Annotated in this window: 20 protein-coding genes; 6 read left to right on the top strand and 14 right to left on the bottom strand. The window is 73.4% G+C overall.

Features of this window, described 5'->3' with window-relative positions; translation table 11 throughout:
- Positions 1-7 precede the first annotated feature (7 nt).
- On the bottom strand, positions 8-2,524 hold the full coding sequence (gene pepN / locus ACFOW4_RS18230) for an aminopeptidase N (RefSeq protein ID WP_377529232.1): 2,517 nt from the start codon (positions 2,522-2,524) through the stop codon (positions 8-10).
- Positions 2,525-2,591: 67 nt separating this feature from the next.
- Here pepN and ACFOW4_RS18225 point away from each other — a divergent pair, with 67 nt between their 5' ends.
- Positions 2,592-2,810 (top strand): DUF397 domain-containing protein, encoded by a 219-nt coding sequence (locus tag ACFOW4_RS18225; protein WP_030336536.1) that lies wholly within the window; start codon positions 2,592-2,594, stop codon positions 2,808-2,810.
- 124 nt (positions 2,811-2,934) lie between these two features.
- On the opposite strand, the gene ACFOW4_RS18220 is transcribed toward ACFOW4_RS18225, so the two are convergent.
- Positions 2,935-3,330, bottom strand: coding sequence for a hypothetical protein (locus tag ACFOW4_RS18220; protein WP_377529229.1), 396 nt, complete (start codon positions 3,328-3,330; stop codon positions 2,935-2,937).
- Positions 3,331-3,623: 293 nt separating this feature from the next.
- Here ACFOW4_RS18220 and ACFOW4_RS18215 point away from each other — a divergent pair, with 293 nt between their 5' ends.
- Entirely contained in the window at positions 3,624-4,874 is a 1,251-nt protein-coding gene (locus tag ACFOW4_RS18215) for a cytochrome P450 (RefSeq protein WP_377529226.1), read from the top strand.
- Positions 4,875-4,935: 61 nt separating this feature from the next.
- Here ACFOW4_RS18215 and ACFOW4_RS18210 read toward each other — a convergent pair whose 3' ends face one another.
- Positions 4,936-6,105, bottom strand: a complete 1,170-nt coding sequence (locus ACFOW4_RS18210; protein ID WP_377529223.1) for a zinc-dependent alcohol dehydrogenase — start codon at positions 6,103-6,105, stop codon at positions 4,936-4,938.
- Positions 6,102-6,740, bottom strand: coding sequence for a cyclase (locus ACFOW4_RS18205; protein ID WP_377529222.1), 639 nt, complete (start codon positions 6,738-6,740; stop codon positions 6,102-6,104). The genes ACFOW4_RS18210 and ACFOW4_RS18205 overlap by 4 nt, the downstream gene beginning before the upstream one ends.
- 190 nt (positions 6,741-6,930) lie before the next feature.
- On the opposite strand from ACFOW4_RS18205, the gene ACFOW4_RS18200 reads away from it, so the two are divergent.
- Positions 6,931-7,671, top strand: coding sequence for a class I SAM-dependent DNA methyltransferase (locus tag ACFOW4_RS18200; RefSeq protein ID WP_377529220.1), 741 nt, complete (start codon positions 6,931-6,933; stop codon positions 7,669-7,671).
- Positions 7,668-8,792, top strand: coding sequence for a glycosyltransferase (locus tag ACFOW4_RS18195; protein WP_377529218.1), 1,125 nt, complete (start codon positions 7,668-7,670; stop codon positions 8,790-8,792). The genes ACFOW4_RS18200 and ACFOW4_RS18195 overlap by 4 nt, the downstream gene beginning before the upstream one ends.
- Before the next feature lie 116 nt (positions 8,793-8,908).
- On the opposite strand, the gene ACFOW4_RS18190 is transcribed toward ACFOW4_RS18195, so the two are convergent.
- The 3 genes from ACFOW4_RS18190 to ACFOW4_RS18180 are packed head-to-tail and all read right to left on the bottom strand — an operon-like array spanning position 8,909 to position 10,834.
- Positions 8,909-9,559 (bottom strand): DUF3618 domain-containing protein, encoded by a 651-nt coding sequence (locus ACFOW4_RS18190; protein ID WP_377529216.1) that lies wholly within the window; start codon positions 9,557-9,559, stop codon positions 8,909-8,911.
- Complete coding sequence (locus tag ACFOW4_RS18185; protein ID WP_377529213.1) at positions 9,556-10,023, bottom strand: phage holin family protein; 468 nt, start codon at positions 10,021-10,023, stop codon at positions 9,556-9,558. Before ACFOW4_RS18185 ends, ACFOW4_RS18190 begins: the two co-directional genes overlap by 4 nt.
- A gap of 31 nt (positions 10,024-10,054) precedes the next feature.
- Positions 10,055-10,834 (bottom strand): hypothetical protein, encoded by a 780-nt coding sequence (locus ACFOW4_RS18180; RefSeq protein ID WP_377529211.1) that lies wholly within the window; start codon positions 10,832-10,834, stop codon positions 10,055-10,057.
- A 231-nt stretch (positions 10,835-11,065) separates the two neighbouring features.
- Here ACFOW4_RS18180 and ACFOW4_RS18175 point away from each other — a divergent pair, with 231 nt between their 5' ends.
- Both ACFOW4_RS18175 and ACFOW4_RS18170 read left to right on the top strand, forming a co-directional pair.
- The gene (locus tag ACFOW4_RS18175) at positions 11,066-11,557 is read left to right on the top strand and encodes a DUF4383 domain-containing protein (RefSeq protein ID WP_377529209.1); all 492 of its coding nucleotides are present in this window, start codon (positions 11,066-11,068) and stop codon (positions 11,555-11,557) included.
- 70 nt (positions 11,558-11,627) lie between these two features.
- Entirely contained in the window at positions 11,628-12,287 is a 660-nt protein-coding gene (locus ACFOW4_RS18170) for a DUF6766 family protein (protein WP_377529207.1), read from the top strand.
- A 24-nt stretch (positions 12,288-12,311) separates the two neighbouring features.
- Here the strand turns inward: ACFOW4_RS18170 and ACFOW4_RS18165 are convergent, their stop codons facing one another.
- The 7 genes from ACFOW4_RS18165 to ACFOW4_RS18135 form a co-directional block, all read right to left on the bottom strand.
- Positions 12,312-12,761, bottom strand: a complete 450-nt coding sequence (locus ACFOW4_RS18165; protein WP_377529204.1) for a GNAT family N-acetyltransferase — start codon at positions 12,759-12,761, stop codon at positions 12,312-12,314.
- A 71-nt stretch (positions 12,762-12,832) separates the two neighbouring features.
- Positions 12,833-14,311, bottom strand: coding sequence for a GTPase ObgE (obgE, locus tag ACFOW4_RS18160; RefSeq protein WP_377529203.1), 1,479 nt, complete (start codon positions 14,309-14,311; stop codon positions 12,833-12,835).
- 92 nt (positions 14,312-14,403) lie between these two features.
- Positions 14,404-14,658, bottom strand: a complete 255-nt coding sequence (gene rpmA / locus ACFOW4_RS18155; RefSeq protein ID WP_074313740.1) for a 50S ribosomal protein L27 — start codon at positions 14,656-14,658, stop codon at positions 14,404-14,406.
- An 11-nt stretch (positions 14,659-14,669) separates the two neighbouring features.
- Positions 14,670-14,984 (bottom strand): 50S ribosomal protein L21, encoded by a 315-nt coding sequence (rplU, locus tag ACFOW4_RS18150; RefSeq protein ID WP_377529200.1) that lies wholly within the window; start codon positions 14,982-14,984, stop codon positions 14,670-14,672.
- 165 nt (positions 14,985-15,149) lie between these two features.
- Complete coding sequence (locus ACFOW4_RS18145; RefSeq protein WP_377529198.1) at positions 15,150-15,641, bottom strand: hypothetical protein; 492 nt, start codon at positions 15,639-15,641, stop codon at positions 15,150-15,152.
- A 114-nt stretch (positions 15,642-15,755) separates the two neighbouring features.
- Positions 15,756-18,926 (bottom strand): Rne/Rng family ribonuclease, encoded by a 3,171-nt coding sequence (locus ACFOW4_RS18140; protein ID WP_377529196.1) that lies wholly within the window; start codon positions 18,924-18,926, stop codon positions 15,756-15,758.
- A gap of 131 nt (positions 18,927-19,057) precedes the next feature.
- Complete coding sequence (locus tag ACFOW4_RS18135) at positions 19,058-19,777, bottom strand: TIGR03936 family radical SAM-associated protein (RefSeq protein WP_377529264.1); 720 nt, start codon at positions 19,775-19,777, stop codon at positions 19,058-19,060.
- Between the last annotated feature and the right edge of the window lie 101 nt (positions 19,778-19,878).

Here is a 19,878-nt window from a genome sequence, read left to right as displayed (position 1 = left end):
CCCGGTGTCACGCCCCCGCGGCGGCCACCGCCGTGCGGGCCACCAGCGCCCGACGCAGGTCGTCGTCGGCGTCGGTGACCACCCGGCGCAGGCCGGGGGTCAGGTCGTCGCGGGCCAGCAGCGCCGCGGCCGCCTCCCGGGTCGGCTGCGCCACGGCGTAGCGGGGGAAGGCCAGGCTGGCCACCCGATCCGCCGTCCAGGGGGTACGCCGACGTGCGGCGGCCGGCATCTCCGCGAAGTACCGCTCGACGTACGGCGCGGTGAGCTCGACCTGCTCGGGCTGCCAGAACCCCTCGGCGGTCGCCTCCAGCAGCCGGTTGGACAGCTCGGTGTCGCGCACGATGATCTCCCACGCCGCCTGCTTTGCGGCCGGGTCGGGCAGGCTGGCCCGGCAGCGGGCGGCCCGCTCCGCGCCGGCGGCGCTCGGGTCGGCTGCCGACTCGGCGGCGATCTCCGCCTCGCCGGCCGCGCCGAGCACCACCAGCCGGCGCAGCACCGCCCAGCGCAGCTCGGCGTCGACCGCCAGCCCGGCCGGCACGCCGCGACCGGCGAGCCAGCCGGTGAGCAGGTCGGCGTCGGTGGTGGCGGCGATCCAACCCCGGGCCGCGGCGAGCTGCAACGACTCCCCCGCCGCAGCGCCGTCGAGGAGCTGCCGGCACGCGGCGGCCACCCGGGCCAGGGCCGCCGAGCGGGCCAGCGGGTCCAGGTAGCGGTCGACCAGGGACCGGCTCAGGGTGAGCACGTCCTCCGCGATGATCACCTCGGTCTCGGCGGGCAGCGCCGCGGCGATCAGGTCGACCACGCCGGCCACCGGGCGCTCGCCGTCGGTCGCCGCGTCCAGCACCTCGGCCCAGAGCAGCGCCCGGGCCAGCGGGTCGGCCAGCCCGGGCAGCACCAGCGGTACGGCGTCCGCCGAGGCCGGATCGAGGCGTACCTTGGCGAACGTCAGGTCGCCGTCGTTGGGCAGCAGCAGCCGGGCCGCCGGCGCGCCGGTCAGCTCGCCGAGCACCGTCCGCCCACCGTCGGTGTCCGGGTCGAGGTCCACCTCGGTCCGCTCCACCGTGCCGTCCATCGAGTAGCGGCCCACACCGATCCGGTGCGGACGCAGCACCGGGTGCGACTCCGGCGCCGTCTGCACCACGGCCACCTCGGTGTAGCGACCGTCGGCGTCGACGGTGACCTCGGCCCGCAGGGTGTTCACTTGGGCCCGGCGCAGCCAGCGCTCGGCCCAGCCGGAGAGGTCCCGGCCGCTCGCGGCGGAGAGGCTGGCCAGCAGGTCGGCGAGGGTGGCGTTGCCGAAGCGATGTGCGGCGAAGTGCGCGTTCAGGCCGGCGAGGAACGCCTCGTCCCCGAGCCAGGCGACCAACTGCCGCAGCACGCTGGCGCCCTTGGCGTACGAGATGCCGTCGAAGTTGAGCAGCCCCTCGTCGGCGTCGGCCACCCTCTCGGGGGCCACCGGATGGGTGGAGGGGCGTTGGTCGGCGGCGTACCCCCACGCCTTGCGGCGCATCGCGAACGTCGTCCACGCCTGCCCGAACCGGGTCGCCTCGGCGGTGACCCGGGTGCCCAGGTATTCCGCGAAGGACTCGTTCAGCCACAGGTCGTCCCACCACCGCATGGTGACCAGGTCGCCGAACCACATGTGCGCCATCTCGTGGGCGATGGTGGTGCCCCGTAACTCGCGCTGGCTGTCGGTGACCGCCGAGCGGAACACGTAGTCGTCGCGAAACGTAACGATGCCCGGGTTCTCCATCGCGCCGGCGTTGAACTCGGGCACGAACGCCTGGTCGTACTTGCCGAACGGGTAGCGCTCGGTGAAGAGCTGGTGGAACCGGTCCAGGCACTGCCGGGTGATGGTGAAGATCTCCTCGGCGTCGGCGTCCAGGTGCTCGGCCAGCGACCGCCGGCAGTAGAGGGCCAGCGGCACGCCGTCGTGCTCCGCCTCACGGACGTGGTACGGGCCCGCGATCAGCGAGAAGAAGTAGGTGGCCAGCGGCGCGGTCGGCGCGAACTCCCAGCGCCCGGGCTCGGGGTTGGCGGCGACCGCGGCGTTGCTGGTCACCGTCCACTCCGGTGGCGCGGTGACCGCGAGGGTGAACGACGCCTTGAGGTCGGGCTGATCGAAGGCGGTGAAGATGCGCTGCACGTTGTCCAGGAAGGTGACCGCGTACAGGTAGGTCTCGCCGTCGGCCGGGTCGACGAAACGGTGCATCCCCTCCCCGCTGTTGGAGTACGCCATCTCCGCCGAGACGGTGAGGGTGTTCTCCGCGCGCAGGTCGGTCAGCGGCAGCCGGTTGTCGGTGAGCGCGTCCGGGTCGACGTCACGGTCGTTGAGGCGTACCGCCAGCAGCTTGGCGGGCTTGACCTCGGCGAACGTCTCGGTGCCGGGGGTCGCCCGGAACCGGATCGTGACCTGCGAGCGGAACCGCTCGCCGCCGCCGGTCAGGTCGAGGTCCACCTGATAGGACTCGACGGTAATGGCTGCGCCACGCGCGGTCGCCTCTACACGGGTCAGGCTCGGCATCCGCTTATCCTGCCCGATGGGGATCCGCAGGCGGTCCCCACGACCCCCGGCACTGGAGGAAAGAACCATGGCGCAGCACCCCAAGGGCGACTTCGACCTCTCTCGGGCGGTCTGGCAGCGAGCCGAGGGGGACACCTCCGACAGTGCCGTCGAGGTCGCCTTCGTCGACGACCTCATCGGCATGCGCAACTCCGCCGAGCCGGACGGACCGGTGCTGGTCTTCACCCAGGCCGAGTGGGACGCCTTCGTGGCCGGCGCCCAGGACGGCGAGTTCGACCTGGACTGACCGCCGTCGCCGATGTCGCGGTGTGCCCACCGGGGACAACGCGACCTGAGCGAGACGGCCGTGGAGAACCCGGTCAGGGGCGAGCGGCCACCTCGACGCAGTTGCCACCACCAAGCTCTGGTCATCAGTCGCCGTCGCCCCAGCCGAGGTCGCCCGGGCCCGGGGCGTGGTGGAAGCCGGGATGGTCGGCCACGTCGACGCAGCGCTCGCCGTCCGGGCCGACCGCGCCGCAGAACAGCCGCTCGGCCCGGTGCCAGGCGTCGGCCGGCGACAGGGCGCTCGCGCCGAGCGCCACCTCGGGGCGGAGCAGGCTCAGCGCCTCGGCGTAGCCGACCGCCAACTCGCGGGCGTCGGCCGCGCTGGCCGCGGTGAAGCCGAGGTGCATCGTGAAGTATCGGAGTCGCCGGGTGGGTCGTCGCCCCGGCGGCCCGATCAGCGCCCCGTCGTCCCCGCCCCGCCCGGAACCGAGCGCCCCGAACGCCCGACGCTGCCGCCAGTGCGGCGACCTGTTGTCCCGCATCCGTCCTCCCCGTGATCCGTGGTCGCGGCCCCGGCCACGCCACCGCCACACCCGCCCGACCGCCCGTCGGTGCCGGCCCCTCACCAGAGCCAACCAGGTTCCCGCACCGGTGGGAGGGGCCAGCAGACGCCCGATCCGGTGGCCGCCGCGAACGGACGTGCCGCCGGCACCGCCGACCGGCGCCCGTCCCCAGCGGCCGGCGGCGGGATTCAGGGGCGCTGACCGGGGTAACCGCAACCGGCCCGCACGACCGGGCGGCCGGCGCCGGCCGTCACCCCGCGTGAGGAGATCCGATGGCGAGCATGCCGGCCGACCGCAGCCCGGACAGCACCCTCGCGTACCTCCGCGCCGGCTACCGGTTCATCGGTGAACGCTGCGACCGGTACGGCAGCGACATCTTCCAGACCCGGATCCTGCTCACGCCGACCATCTGCCTACGCGGACGGCCGGCCGCGGCGCTCTTCTACGACACGGAACGCTTCCAACGGCAGGGTGCGATGCCGCTGCGGGTGCAGCGGACGCTCACCGGCCGACGCGGCGTCCAGAGCCTGGACGGAGCGGAGCACCACGACCGCAAGGCGATGCTCATGTCGATCATGACGCCGACCGCCATCCGGCAGCTCGGGCAGCTCTTCGACGCCGAGTGGCGGGCCCGGATCCCCGCCTGGGAGGGCTCGCCGCCGGGGGTGGTGCTCTACGACGAGCTGGGTCGGATGCTCACCCGGGTGGTCTGCGCGTGGGCCGGAGTTCCGCTGGCCCTGTCGCAGGTCGACCGCCGCACCGTGGACCTGCACGCCATGATCGAGGGCCCGGCGGTGGTCGGCCCCCGGCACTGGCGCGGGCTGCTGGCCCGCCGCCGTGGGGAACGCTGGATCGCCGACGTCATCGAGCGGACCCGGATCGGCACCCACCCGGCCCTCGCCGGCAGCGCGCTCAAGGTGATCGCCGAACACCGGGACGCGAACGACCGGCTGCTGCCCCGCCGGATCGCCGCGGTGGAACTGCTCAACGTGCTGCGGCCGGCCGTCGCCGTGGACCGGTACATCGTCTTCGCCGCGCTCGCCCTGCACGACCACCCCGCGTGGCGGTGGCGGGTCCGCGACGACGACGCGGCCACCGAGCAGTTCGTCCAGGAGGTGCGCCGGTACTACCCGTTCTTCCCGGCGGCCGCGGCCAGGGTCCGGCGCGCCTTCGACTGGCAGGGCCACCACTTCCCGCGCGGCCGGCGGGTCCTGCTCGACCTGTACGGCACCAACCACCACCCGACGCTCTGGCCGCAGCCCGAGCTGTTCCGGCCGGAACGCTTCGCCGACTGGCCGGGTGATCCGTTCGCCCTGATCCCGCAGGGCGGCGGGAACCACGCCACCGGGCACCGCTGCGCCGGCGAGTGGATCACCATCGACCTGATGAAGCGGGCGGTGACCAACCTGACCGCCACCATGCGCTACGAGGTACCGCCGCAGGACCTGGCGCTGACCCTGCACCGGATGCCGGCGCTTCCGCCCAGCGGCTTCCGGATCGCCAACGTCCGCCGCACCGCCTGACCCCCGCCGATCCCGCACCCGCCGCCCGGCGGGAGCAGCGGATGCGGGGCCGGCGGGAGGTTCAGGGGTGCAGGACGCTGCGCAGGCAGCCGTCCTGCTTCTTCTCGAACAGCTCGTAGCCGCGGGCGCCCTCGGCCAGGGGCAGCGGGTGGGTGGCCAGGTAGCCCGGATCCATCTCGCCGGCGGCGATCCGGTCCAGCAGCATCGGGATGTAGCGCTGGGCGTGCATCTGGCCCATCCGCAGCACCAGGGCCTTGTTCATGGCCGCTCCGAGCGGGAACTTGTCGACCAGGCCGGCGTAGACCCCGACGATGCTCACCGTGCCGCCCTTGCGGCAGGCCATGATCGCTTGCCGGACCGACGTGGGCCGGTCGGTCTGCAACCGGGCCGTCTGCTTCGCCTTGTCGTACGCGTAGGTCGGCCCGACGTCGTGCGACTCCATGCCGACCGCCTCGATGCAGGCGTCCGGCCCGCGCCCGGCGGTCATCTCGCGCAGCGCCTCCAGCACGTCGGTCTCGGCGTAGTTGATCGTCTCGACGCCGACCCGGTCGGCCGCCGTGGCCAGCCGGTCCGGGAACCGGTCGATGACGATGACCCGCTCGGCGCCGAGGAGTTGCGCCGACCGGGCCGCCATCTGCCCGACCCCGCCGGCGCCCCACACCGCGACGACCTCGCCGCCGGTGAGCCCGCAGAAGTCGGCGGCCATCCAGCCGGTGGGCATCGCGTCCGAGGCGAACACCACCGAGTCGTCGGGCACCCCGTCCGGTACGCCGAACGCGCCGACGTCGCCGAACGGCACGCGGATGTACTCGGCGTGTGAGCCGGCGTAGCCGCCCGCCGCGTGCGAGTAGCCGAGGATGCCGGCGGGCGAGTGCCCCCACAGCTTCTCGGTGAAGACCGGCTGCGGGTTGGAGTTGTCGCAGAGCGAGTACTGCTCGGTCCGGCAGTACCAGCACCCACCGCAGGCCACCACCGACCCGACCACCACCCGGTCGCCGACCGAGTGCCGCCGGACGCCGGGACCGGTCTCCACCACCTCGCCCATGAACTCGTGGCCGAGGATGTCACCCTCGCGCATCGCCGGCAGGTACCCGTTGATCAGGTGCAGGTCGGAGCCGCAGACGCTGCTGGCCCGGACCCGGACGATGATGTCCCCCTCGGCGCGGATCCGAGGCTCCGGCACGTCGCGTACCGCCAGCTTGCCGACGCCTTCCCAGCAGAGCGCCTTCACGCCCGTCCTCCCGTCGTCAACTTCTCCCGGGCCTTGTCGGTCGCCTTCTCCTGTGCCGGGCTGCGGCCGGACGGGTCGCGGCGGGTGTCGACCACCTGGCCGCACTCGATCAGCGACTTCACCCGGCGCAGGGTGTCGCGCAGCGCCAGGTCCGGCTCCTGGCTGCTGGCCAGGCCGATCAGCCGGCGCAGCGGGCCGGAGCGGTACCGCAGCTCCGCGCGGATCTCGGTGCCCCGACCCTGCGGCGCGTCCACCAGCGCGATCCGCCCCATCTGCGCCACCGGGCCCTTCTCGACCCGCCAGCTCAGGGTGCCCGGCCCGTCGACGGTGAGTTCTGCCTGCCACTGGGTGTCGCCGCCGGACGGGTCGCGGGAAACGCACCACCACCGCTGCTCGTCCAGCTGCTCCAGCGTGGCCCACTCGGCCAACGCCCGGTCCAGCCGTTCCCGGTCGGTCCAGAAGCCGATCACCGCATCCCTCGGCCGGTCCACGGTCACCCCACGGCGCACCACGTACCAGCCGTCCTGTCGCTCGGGCTGGCGGCGGTGCCGCCGCCGCGCCACCGTCCGCCCGACGCCGACCGCGGTCACCGCGGTGACGCCGAGCAGCGCCCACCTCGTTCCGTTGCTGGCCATTCCGTCTCCTCCACCCGGGGGTCCGGGGATGGACCGCCCGTACCGGCAGCGCTACCCGGGGTGGGCCGACCGAAACGACATGTCGGTTTGATCTGCCGGAATGCGGGCACCTGCTGCGGGCGCCCGCCCGTCCGCGGGCCCCGACCGCCCGCCCACCGGCGGGCCGCCCCACCGCCGTCCGGGAGGCACATTGCCCTTCGATGCCAGCGAGTACGGCCGGCACATACCGGCCGACGTCTACGACGAGGCGTTCGCGCATCTCGACCCGACCGACGCGGTCGAGCGGCTGGTGGCGCTCGCCGAGGGCGGACCGGTCTGCGAGTTCGGGATCGGCACCGGCCGGCTGGCGCTGCCGCTGCAGGAACGCGGGCTGACCGTGGCCGGCATCGAGGGGTCGTCGGAGATGGCCGGCCGGCTGCGGAAGAAGACGGACGGCGATCGGATCGAGGTGGCCATCGGCGACTTCACCACGACCCGGGTGCCGGGTGAGTTCAACCTGGTGCTGCTGGCGTTCAACACGATCTTCGCGCTGCCCGACCAGGCCGCGCAGGTGGCGTGCTTCCGCAACGCCGCCGCCCACCTGCGTCCCGGCGGCCGCTTCGTCATCGAGGCGTGGGTGCCCGATCCGGGCGCGTTCCGGGCCGGCGCGGCGCTGCGGCCGGTGCGGGTGGCGCAGGAGGAGGTGTTGCTGGAGGCGGCGCTGCTGCACCCCGCCGAGCAGCGGATGACCACCACCAAGATCAGGCTCACCGGCACCGGGGTGGACCTGCTGCCCGCGAACCACCGCTACGCCTGGCCCGCCGAGCTGGACCTGATGGCGCAACTGGCCGGGCTCGCCCGGGAGCACCGGTGGGCCGACTGGACCGGCCGGCCCTTCGGAGACGACAGTCGCGACCACGTGTCGGTCTACCGCCGGCCGGTGTCGCCATGAGCGCCCCGACCCGCCCGGGAGGGCCGCCCGGAGGCCCCGACGACTCCCGCCGCCGCCCTGCCCGTTCCGGCCGGGCGCCCGTCGGGGCCGCGGGCGCGCCGCCCACGCCGGGTGACCGGTCCGCCGGGCGCCGCCGGCCCGGCGTCCGGTCGCGCCGGCTGCCGCTGGCGTACGTCCTGCCGCTGCGCTGGTCCGACGACGCCGACCTGGCCGAGCTGACCGGCTACCTGCGCTGGCTGCGCGGCCTGGCGGAGGTGACCGTGGTCGACGGCTCGCCACCCGAACTGTTCGCCCGGCACGCCGCCGCCTGGCGGGGGCTGGTCCGCCACCTCCCGCCGGACCCGGCCCTGCACGGGGTGAACGGCAAGGTGACCGGGGTACGCACCGGGCTCCGCGCCGCCCGTCACGAGCACGTGGTGATCGCCGACGACGACGTCCGGTACGACGAGGCCGCACTGCGCGAGGTGCACCGGCTGCTGAGCCGGGCCGACCTGGTCCGCCCGCAGAACTACTTCGACCCGCTGCCCTGGCACGCCTGGTGGGACACCGGCCGGACGCTGCTCAACCGGGCGCTCGGCGCGGACTACCCGGGCACCCTGGCGGTGCGCCGGAGCACCTTCCTCGCCATGGGCGGCTACGACCCGGACGTGCTCTTCGAGAACCTGGAGCTGATCCGCACCGTGCGCGCGTACGGGGGCACCGAGGCGACGCCGGCCGGGCTGTACGTCCGCCGGCTGCCACCGGACGCCGCGCACTTCCGCGGCCAGCGGGTACGCCAGGCGTACGACGATCTGGCCCAGCCGGCCCGCCTGCTGACCTCGCTCGCGGTCGTGCCGGCGCTGGCGGCGGCCCTCGCGTCCCGCCGGCACGGGCTGCTGCTCGGCGCGGTGGCCACCACGATCGGCCTGGCCGAGCTGGGTCGACGGCGGGCCGGCGGCACGGCGGTCTTCCCGCCGAGCACCGCGCTGGCCGCGCCCCTCTGGCTGCTGGAGCGCGGCGTGTGTGGCTGGCTGGCGCTCGGGAGGCGGGTGCTGTTCGGCGGCGTCCGCTACGCCGGCGGCCGGGTCCGCCGCGCCGCCCACTCCGAACGCACCCTGCGCCGGCGCCTCCACTCCCGCTGACCCACCTGCGTCTCCACCTGCTCGCCGATGAAGCGACGCGGGAAGGCCCGGAAACGCGACAGCTCGCGGGCACCCCGAGGGGTGGCCGCGAGCTGTCGCGGTGCGGTCGGGCCGGGTCAGTAGTTCACCTGCTGGCGGGACTGCTGGGCCTGGTCCTTGACGTCCTGCGCGGCGGATTTGCTGTCGTCCTTGACCGTCTGCACGGCGTCCTGGGCGGTGGACTTCACCGACTCGGCGGCATGCTGGGCCGGCTCGCGCAGCTCCTCCTTGAGGTCGCTGGCCGCCTCGCTCAGCTTCTCCTTGACCGCCCCGCTGTGCTCGCTGACCTTCTCCTTGACCTGGAGAGCGGCCTCCTGCTCCCGGCGGGAGGCCGGGATCAGCGAGGAGACCAGCCAGCCGACGCCGAACGCGATGAGCCCGGCGGCCAGCGGGTTGCCCTCGGACCTCTGCCGGATCACGTGCGGCGCGCGGTGCGCCGCGTCGCTCACCGTCGAGGCCGCCGAGTGCGCGGCGTCGCTGACGCTGGAGGCCGCCGACGAGGCGCGGTCACCCACCGAGGAGGCGGCGTGGCCGGTGCCGTGGCCGAGGTCAGACGCGGTTCCCATGACCTTGTCCCTCACATTCTGCAGCGCGGAACGCGCCCGCTGCTTACGGTCGTCGACGATGCGGCTGGGGCTGACCTTGTACGCCAGCGCGTCCACATCGGAGCTCAGGCTGTTGCGGGTGGCTTCGATCTCCCGGCGGATCTGGTCGGGGTCGGTGCTCATCGGGTGACTCCCTCCGGGTGGGGCTTGAGCGCGTCGGGGATCCGCTGCACGCTGTCGTTGGTCTGCTGGAGGCCGCGGATCCGCTCCGCGTTCTTCTTGGCCATGGAGTAGAGGACGGCGGCGACCACGGCCCAGAGCACGGCCACGATCAGCGCGGCCAGGCCGGAGTCCATGACGTTATCCAGGAACTGCCACACGGCGATGGAGACGAAGAGCGCCACCATGTAACCGCCGAACCCGGCGCCACCGAAGAGCCCGGCGGCCTTGCCCGCCTTCTTGCCCTCCTGCCGGATCTCGGCCTTGGCCAGCTCGACCTCCTGGCGCATCAGCGTCGACAGGTCGGTCGTGACCTGGCGCATCAGGTCACCGAGAGAACTGCCCTTCACCTCCGCCGCGGAGTGCGGGGCACCCGCGTCGGAGGCGTAACCGGAGTCCAGCCCGGACCCCTGCGTCGGCATGCTCATGCCGTCGCCTCCCTTCGAATCATGCGGTGGATCACGGGCGGGTGGTGCCGCTGGACGGAACGCCGGGCAGCGGGTCGGTCTGGCTCACCGGCGGCAGGGGCTGGCCGGTGCCGGTCGGCTCGACGTACCCGCCGGGGGTCGGGTCGGCGTAGGTGCCAGGGGTCGGGTCGGCGTAGGTGCCCGGGGTCGGGTCGAGGTAGCCGCCGACCGGCTCCGTGCGCTGCACGGGAGGGGTCGGGATGACCGCGGTGCGCTCCGGGTCGTACGCGCCGGAGCCCCGGTAGGCGGTCGAGCCGGTGTCGGAGTCGCCCGCGGAGGAAATGCCGCGGGTCAACCGACCGGCGAGCACGCCCAGCACGGCCGCGCCGACCAGGAAGGTGCCCGGGCTGCGCCGCGCGTAGTCGCGCACCTCGGCGATGAGGTCGCCGGGCTCGCGCTCCTCGAGCCAGCCGGCCACGCCGTGCACCCGGTCGGCGGCCTGGCGGGCCAGCTCACTCACCGGGCCGGCCTGGCCACCCTGCTCGGCCATCGAGCGCATCTCGTCGGCCAGCGAACGGAGCCCGCCGGCGGCCCGGCGCTGCTGCTCACCGGTCTGGTTGGTGATGTGGCTGCGGGCCTCGCCGTAGAGGTTGCGGGCCTGGCGGGCGGCCTCGCGGCCGACCTCGGCGCCCTGCTCCTTGGCGGTCTGGGCGACCGCGCCGCCGGCGTTCGCGGCCTCGGATCCCACCTGGCGGGCCTGGTCGCGGACGCCGCCGCCGTTGGTCGACTCCTGCCCGTACGTGGAAGACGTGGGTGACAGATCGTAAGTCATGATTTCCCTTCCGCTCGGAAAGTCGTCGCGGTTGTGCTGGGGGGTGCGGCAGCGCTGCCGCGGCCGCTGACAATTCACCTACCCTCCGTTTCGGCTTCCATACCTCTTCGCGGATATCTCTGCGCGACCGGGCGGAACGACTACAAAATGGAGGATCGCCGGGCTGCGTCACGTCGCCGCCGCGGACAGTGGGATTCCCGGGGCCGACAGATCCACGGAGGGGTGGCAGCGATGGCACGGAACGCGCGGGGTGGCCGGTCGGCCGGGCCTAAGCCCCGGGTGCAGCTGGCCACGCTGGCCGTGGCCGGGGTCTTCCTCCTGATCGGCATCCTCGGCTTCATCCCCGGCATCACCACCGACTACGACCAGCTGTCCTTCGCCGGGCACCACTCCGAGGCCGACCTGCTCGGTCTGTTCCAGGTGTCGATCCTGCACAACGCGCTGCACCTGCTCTTCGGACTGGCGGGGCTGGTGATGGCGCGCAGCCTCGCCGGGTCCCGGCTCTACCTGGCCGGCGGCGGCGCGCTCTACCTCGGCCTCTGGCTGTACGGCCTGGCGGTGGAGGCGGTCGACGAGGACAGTGTGGTGAACCTCCTGCCGATCAACAACGCCGACAACTGGCTGCACCTCGCGCTCGGCTTCGGCATGATCGCGCTGGGGCTGCTGCTCTCCAACCAGGTGGGCACCGGCGGGCGGCTGGACACCCCATTCGACCGGCCCTGACCGGGCCGCGCGCCGGTTTCGCGGCCATGTCGACCCGGGTATGCGAGGGCGATCCGCGAGGGAGGTCGGAATGCCACGCTGGCTCCGCAACAACGCACTGACCGTCGCCATGCTGGGCGCGTTCCTGGTCTTCCTGGTGCTGCAGAGCGTCTTCGGCTGGCAGACCCACAACGAGGAGCTGACCGAGTTCGGCGCCGCCCCACTGAGCTGGCCGGCCTACCTGACCACCGGGCACTTCATCGAAGCGGTCTTCGAGAACTGGGAGTCGGAGTTCCTCCAGATGGGCGGGTACGTGCTGCTGACCGCGTACCTGGTGCAGAAGGGATCGGCCGAGTCGAAGCCGGAGGACCAGACCGACCGGCCGGCCGACGACGAGCGTCGGGCCACCCCGGAATCTCCCTGGCCGGTGCGTGTCGGCGGCCTGCCGCTGGTCGTGTACCGCAACAGCCTCTCCATCGCCCTGCTGCTGATCTTCGTCGGCTCGTTCGTCGGTCACCTGCTGGGCGGCACGGCACAGTACAACGAGCAGCAGGCGTTGCAGAGCGGGGCGCAGCCGATCGGGGTGTGGGAATTCCTCGGCACCAGCGACTTCTGGTTCCAGTCGATGCAGAACTGGCAGAGCGAGTTCCTCGCGGTGGGCGCCCTGATCGTGCTGAGCATCTTCCTGCGCCAGCACGCGTCGCCGGAGTCGAAGCCGGTCACCGTCGCGCACGCCAAGACCGGCGACTGAGCCGCGCGGTCGCGGCCCCGGCGGTCAGGCCGCGACCGGCAGCCGCTTGGCGAAACAGACGCTGTACGGGTTGTCGACGTACTCCCCGTAGACCGGGATCCGGTCGTACCCGGCCGACGTGTAGAGCCCGATCGCCGCCGGCAGGTAGGTGCCGGTCTCCAGGCAGACCACCGAGTGCCCCTCCCGGAAGGCCAACTCCTCCAGGGCCGCCAGCAACTGCCGGGCGATGCCCCGGCCCCGGTACGCCGGCCGGACGTACATCCGCTTCACCTCGCCGGTGGCGGCGTCGACCGACTGGAGTCCGCCGCAGGCGACCGCCCGCCCGTCCACCACCACCGCGAGGTAGCGGATGTCGTCGTGGGTCCGGGTGACCTGCCCGTCCAGCCCGCCATCGGCCTGGCGCAGCTCCCGCTGCTGGGCGGTGACCAGGGCGGCGATCTCCGGATTCGTGACCGGACGCGACTCGATCAGCATCCAGCCCACGCTAGGCGGTCGGCATTTCGCGGAGGTTTCCGGCAGTCAACCCGATCACGGAGCGCAACGGGCTATTCGGCGTCGTCCTCGTCGTCGTCGATGTCGGCGTCGACGTCGTCCGTCGTGTCCGCGTCCAGGCCGTCCGCCGAACGCACCCGGCGTGCCTTGCGCGCGGCCAGCCGCTCGGCCGCCGACGCCCGGTTCGTCTTCTCCTCGAGGCGGATGTCGGTGCCCCGGTTACCCGGCACGAAGTCCACCCCCGCGTAGAGGGTCGGCTGCCAGTCGAACTCGCGCTCGCCGATCCGGACCAGGTCACCGGGCTGGGCGCCGGCCTTGGCCAGCTTCTCCTCCACCCCGAGGCGGGCCAGCCGGTCCGCCAGGTAGCCGATGGCCTCGTCGTTGTCGAAGTTGGTCTGCTTGACCCAGCGCTCGGGCCGGACGCCGCGGACGGTGAACGAGCCGTCCGCCCGGGCCTCGATGGTGAACCCGGCGTCGTCCACGGCCGCCGGCCGGATGACGATCCGGGTCGGCTCGGCCGGCGGGGCGGCCTTACGGCCGGCGTCGACCAGCTCGGCCATCGCGTAGGTGAGCTCCTTGAGCCCCTCGCGGGTGGCCGCGGAGACCTCGAACACCCGGAAGCCCCGCTCCTCCAGATCCGGACGGACGATCTCGGCGAGATCCCGGCCGTCCGGCACGTCGATCTTGTTCAGCGCGACCAACCGCGGCCGGTCGGCCAGTCCACCGTACTGGTTCAGCTCGGCCTCGATGGTGTCGATGTCGGCGACCGGGTCCCGGCCGGGCTCCAGGGTCGCCGTGTCGATCACGTGCACCAGCACCGAGCAGCGCTCGATGTGCCGCAGGAACTCCAGACCCAGGCCCTTGCCGGTGGCCGCGCCCGGGATGAGACCCGGCACGTCGGCCACGGTGAAGGTGTGGTCGTCCACCCGGACCACGCCGAGGTTGGGCACGAGGGTGGTGAACGGGTAGTCGGCGATCTTCGGCTTCGCGGCGGAGATGACCGAGATCAGCGACGACTTGCCGGCCGAGGGGAAGCCCACCAGGCCGACGTCGGCGACGCTCTTGAGCTCCAGCACCACGTCGAGGTGGTCGCCGGGCTCGCCCAGCTCGGCGAAGCCGGGGGCCTTGCGCTTGGCGTTGGCCAGCGACGCGTTGCCCCGGCCACCGCGACCACCACGGGCCACCTCGAAGGTGGTGCCGGCGCCGACCATGTCGGCCAGGACCGTGCCGTCCAGGGTCTGCACGACGGTGCCGTTGGGGACCTTGAGCACCAGGTCGTGGCCGTTGGCCCCGTCCCGGTTCGACCCCGCGCCGCCCCTGCCGTTGTCCGCCTTCACGTGCGGGCGGAAGTGGAAGTCGAGCAGGGTGGTCACCTGCGGGTCGACGACCAGGGACACGCTGCCGCCGTGCCCGCCGTTGCCGCCGTCCGGACCACCGAACGGCTTGAACTTCTCCCGGAGGATGGAGGCACAACCGTGCCCGCCATCGCCGGCCTGCAGATGCAGCACGACCCGGTCAACGAACGTAGCCACGGTGTCAATCCTTCCAGCGAGGTCCGACCCCGCGCGTGAAAAAAACTGAGCGGGCCGGGACCCGGAGGTCCGCGGCCCGCTCAGCCAGAAAACTACTGCTGCGGAACGATGCTGACGGTCTTGCGACCGCGCTTGGTGCCGAACAGGACCGCACCGGCCGACAGCGCGAACAGCGTGTCGTCGCCGCCACGGCCGACCAGGTCACCGGGGTGGAACTTGGTGCCACGCTGACGGATGAGGATCTCACCCGCGCTGACGACCTGACCACCGAAGCGCTTCACGCCGAGTCGCTGGGCCGCGGAATCGCGACCGTTACGCGAGCTGGACGCACCCTTTTTGTGAGCCATTGGAGGACGACCTACTTCCCGCTGGAGATGCCGGTCACCTTGACCTGGGTCAACGGCTGGCGGTGACCCTGGCGCTTGTGGTAGCCGGTCTTGTTCTTGAACTTGTGGATCTTGATCTTCGGGCCCTTGGTGTGCGCGGCGATCTCGCCGGACACCGCGACCGAGGCAAGCTTCGCCGCGTCGGTCACCAGGTCGTCACCGTCGACGAGGAGCACCGCGGTGAGCTTCACCGCGTCGCCGGGGGCACCGGCGAGCTTCTCGACCTCGATCACGTCGCCCTCGGCGACCTTGTACTGCTTGCCGCCGGTCTTGACGATCGCGTACATCGGAGGCGGACTCCCTGTCGTTGAGGCTGCTGGCGGTCGTCCCCGCGGCGGCTCGCCGGGTAGCAGTGCACGGCGGCGCGGGCACACGGGAACTCGGCACACCAAGGTGCGCCGCAGGTTAGCGTACGCCATCGCCGGGCCGGATCCCAAACCGGCCCGGCCTGGTCAGCGGGTGCAGAGCTGGTCCAGGCGCTGCTGGAGCCGGTCCAGCTCGGTCTCGTCGATCGAGCCGACGTCCGCGCCGAGCGCGGCGACCTCGGTGCCGATGTCGGTGAGCAACGTCTTCAGCTGCGGGTCGGTGGCCTGGGCGGACTGCTGGCGCAGCGCGACCCGCCAGCCGGCCAGCGCCGCCTCGGCCCGCTGCCGGCCGGCCTCGGCCGCGGCCCGATCGCCCGCGCCGACCGCCGCCACCATCTGGCCCAGTTCCGCCACGTACGTGCGCAGCGCGGTGCTGCCGGCCCGCTGTGCCGCGGCGCACACCCGCGCGGTGTCGCCGCCCGGCGCCGTGGGCGTGCCGGTCGAGACCGCCGGGCCCGACGCCGTGGCGCCGCTCGCGCCGGTGGTGGCCCGCCCCTCACCGGCCGGCCGGTCGCTGGCACAGCCGGCCCCGCCCCAGAGGGCGGCGGTCAGCACGGTGACGGCGAGCAGACGACGCATGTCCTCCTCCTGACCGGGACGGCCGATCGGGCCGGAGGCGGCCGCACGGACAGCGTCCCTCCCCCTGCACTTTCCGGGGAAGGGACGCCGTCAAACACCGGGCCGGTCAGGCGGTCACGGACGGGTCCGCCGACGGGCACCGCCGCGGCGGGACCGGCGTCGACCCGTACCGCCCTCGGTGCCCTCCTCGTCGGCGTCGCCGTCGGTCACCGCGTCCGGGTCGTCCGCCGCCGCCAACCGGGCCGACTCGCCCTGCTGGCTGTCGGCGACCGCCGGCGCTGCGGCGGTCTCCGACTCGTAGCGGGACAGGTCGTAGCCCATCGTGTCCTGGTAGTCGGCCTCGACGTCGGTACCGCTGTCGGTCTCGACGACCTCGACCACCGCGCGCTCGGCCGGGGCGCTCTTGCGTGCCCGGCGGCGCGAGGAGCCGCCGCTCGCCTCGGCGGCCGGGGCGGCGACCGACGAGGCCACCGCCTTGACCTTCTCCCCCGCACCGGCGGCACGCGGCTTCTCCGGCACCGGCTCGGTGTGGATGATGACGCCCCGGCCCTTGCAGCACTCGCAGGTCTCGCTGAACGCCTCCAGCAGGCCCGCGCCGATCCGCTTACGGGTCATCTGCACCAGGCCGAGCGAGGTGATCTCGGTGACCTGGTGCTTGGTGCGGTCCCGCCCGAGGCACTCGGTCAGCCGGCGCAGCACCAGCTCGCGGTTGGACTCCAGCACCATGTCGATGAAGTCGATCACCACGATGCCGCCGATGTCACGCAGCCGGAGCTGGCGGACGATCTCCTCCGCCGCCTCCAGGTTGTTACGGGTGACCGTCTCCTCCAGGTTGCCCCCGGAGCCGGTGTACTTGCCGGTGTTGACGTCGATGACCGTCATGGCCTCGGTACGGTCGATCACCAGTGAGCCGCCGGAGGGGAGGAAGACCTTGCGGTCCAGCCCCTTGATGATCTGCTCGTCGATCCGGTACTCGGCGAACACGTCGCTGGTGCCGACGTGCCGGCGTACCCGGTCGACCAGGTCCGGCGAGACGTGCGACAGGTACGACTCGACCATGTCGTACGACTGCTCGCCCTCGATGATCAGCTCGCGGAAGTCCTCGTTGAAGAGGTCCCGGACGACCCGGATGACCAGGTCCGGCTCCTCGTAGAGCAGCACGGGGGCGCCACCCTCGGCGGCCTTGGCCTGGATGTCCTCCCACTGCGCCTGCAACCGCTTGACGTCGCGGGCCAGCTCGTCCTCGCTGGCGCCCTCGGCGGCGGTCCGGACGATCACGCCCGCACCGTCGGGCACGAGCTTCTTGAGCACGTCCCGCAGCCGCTTGCGCTCGGTGTCCGGCAGCTTCCGGCTGATCCCGGACGCGTTGCCGTTGGGCACGTAGACCAGGTGCCGGCCGGAGAGCGCGATGTGGCTGGTCAGCCGGGCGCCCTTGTGCCCGATCGGGTCCTTGGTGACCTGCACCAGCACCGAGTCACCGGAGCGCAGCGCGTGCTCGATCGAGCGGGCCCGCCCCTCCAGGCCGGAGGTGTCCCAGTTGACCTCGCCGGCGTAGAGCACCGCGTTGCGGCCCCGGCCGACGTCGACGAACGCCGCCTCCATGCTGGGCAGCACGTTCTGCACCTTGCCCAGGTAGACGTTGCCGGCCATGGTGCCGGAGGAGTTGCGGGTGACGTAGTGCTCCACCAGCACCCCGTCCTCCAGCACCGCGATCTGGGTACGGTCACCGCGCTGGCGGACCGCCATCACCCGGTCGACCGCCTCCCGGCGGGCCAGGAACTCCGACTCGCTCAGGATCGGCGGACGGGTACGGCGCTGCTCGCGACCGTCCCGGCGGCGCTGGCGCTTGGCCTCCAACCGGGTCGAGCCGGAGACGCCCTGCACCTCGTCGACGGTCCGGCGCGGCTCGCGGATCTTGACCACGGTCGGTACGCCGTCGTCGGCGGCACCCTCCGTGTCCCCGGCGCCCCGGCGACGACGCCGCCGGCGACGACGGGTCAGCCCGTCCCCGCCCTCGGTCTCCTCGTCCTCATCGCCCTCGGCCTCGACCTCGGCGGTCTCCTCCTCGGCCTGCGCCGCCTCCTCGGACTCCTCGTCCTCGGCCTCGTCGGCGCCGCCCTTGCCGCGGCCCCGGCCCCGGCGACCGCGCCGCCGGCGGCGACGGGCAGCGGCGCTGTCCTCGTCTTCCTCGTCCGACTCGGCGGCCTCCTCGGCCTCCTCGATCGGCTCCTCCTCGGCCTCGACGGCCTCGACCGGCTCCACCGGCTCGATGTCGCGACGACCGCGCCGGCGCCTGCGGGACGGCTCGACCGCCTCCTCGGCGGCCGGCTCCTCGGCCACCGGAGTGGGCTCCGCGGCCCGGGTGACCGGCACGGCGTCCGGCTGCGGCGCCATGAACAACACGGTCGGCGCGGAGAGCGCCGCCCGCCGGCGGCGGGTCCGCGGCTGCTCCGGCTCGGCCTCGGCGGCCGGCTCGATCGGCTCGTTCGTGCCGCCGGGAACGGAGACGCCCATCGGCACCTCGCCCGAGCGGTCCTCGGCGCCACTGGTCCGGGGCTCGGCGGCAGGTTCCGCCGGAACGGTCTCCGGCGCCTCGGCCTTCCGCGGCTCCTCGGCGGCCGACGGTGCCTCAGCGCCCGGCTGGGTGATCGCCGACGGTGCCTCGGCACCCGGCTCGGTGGTCGCCGGCGGCGTCTCGGCGGCGGCCGGCGCGGCCTTCTTCCGGCGGGTACGGGTGACCTTGACCGGCGGGACGACCTCCGCGGAGGCCTCCTCGACGGCGGCTGCGGCCAGCGGCTCCTCGGTGGCCGCCGCGGGGGTGGCCTTGCGGCGCCGCCGCGGCGTCTTCGGAGCGGCGTCCAGGTCGCCGGAGACCGGCGCGAAGACCTCGGCCTGCGGCGCCTCGGCACTGCCGGCACCGCCGGTCGGTGCCTCGATCGGCGCGTCGGTCTGCTCAGGCTGGTTCAGAGGGGTGGCCCGGCGGCGGGTCGCCCGGGTCCGGCGTGCCGGCGGGGCGAGTTCGGCGGCGCCCGCACCGGCCGGCTCGCTGGCGGCCGGCTCGGTAGCGGCCGGCTCGTCGCCGCTTGCCGCGCTGGGGACCGCGGTGGCGCCCTGCGCGCTCTCGGTGTCAGCCAACTCGGTGTCAGCCAACTCGGCGTCGGCCGGGTCGGGGGCGCCGGTGGGGTCCGTGACGGCGGCGCCGTCGACGGTGGTGCTCTGGTCAGCGGTGTCGTCGGCCGGCTGTGAACCGGTCCGTTCGCCGCCCTCGGGCTCGTTCTCGAGCATGGACGTTCTCCAGTTCTGGCTGCCCCGGGCGCGGGTGAGCGCTGCCACGCAGGGTCGCCGCAAAAGTGTTTCCGCCGGGCGCGCGTGGTGCGCGACCGCCGAAGTCTGCCTGCCAGAGCACTGACCGTCGGTCAGTGCCCAACGATGGCTGCCCCGTCGCGGTCCGCATCCAACGGATCCGCGATCGCACCCTGCGCGGTCAGCGTGCCCTGAGCCAGCCGGGTCACCCTCGGCGAGACCGGCGGCTCCAGGTCGGCCACCACGCGGAGGCCGGAAAGGACGTCATCGGGCCGTACGGACGGGGTGACCTGCCGCACGACCAGTTCGAGTATCGCACACGGTACGGCCGGCGCCCCGGAAGGCGTCTCGGTCGGCGCAGGGACATCGATGGAGATGACGGCGGCACGGGCGTCGAAGGTGCGCCTGCCCTGCTTGGTCATCCGCTCTACCAGCACCTCGTCGGCGGCGGTGAAGGCGTCCACGGCGGCGCGCAGCACGGCCGGCTCGACCTGGGGCAGCTCGATGTACCAGTGCGACGCCTCGATCCGGTCGGCCAGGCTGCCCCCGACAGCGACCACGGCGTCCAGCACGTCCAGCCCGGGCGAGAGCGCGGCGTCCAGCGCGGCCCGCAGCGCGGCCGGGTCGACCTCCGCCTGGAGGCCGATCTCCAGGTACTCCGCCTCGCTGGCCACGCCGGTGGGCGCTGCGCTGGCGTAGGAGATCTTCGGGTGCGGGGTGAAGCCCTGGGAGAAGGCGATCGGCACGCCGGCCCGGCGCAAGGCCCGCTCGAAGGCCCGGGCGAAGTCACGGTGCGAGGTGAAGCGCAGCGGCCCCCGCTTGGCGTACCGGATGCGGACGCGCTGGACGACCGGCGCCTGGCCGCCCTCGGGTTGAGGCTTTCTGGCGATCGTGGGCTCCTCGGGTTACCTGCGTGTCCGCCCATCCTGGCGCA

The organism is Micromonospora sp. GCM10011542, assembly GCF_042650685.1.
Lineage (GTDB): Bacteria > Actinomycetota > Actinomycetes > Mycobacteriales > Micromonosporaceae > Micromonospora.
The sequence above is the reverse complement of the archived record's forward strand: the minus strand, read 5'-3'. Positions and strand labels throughout refer to the sequence as shown.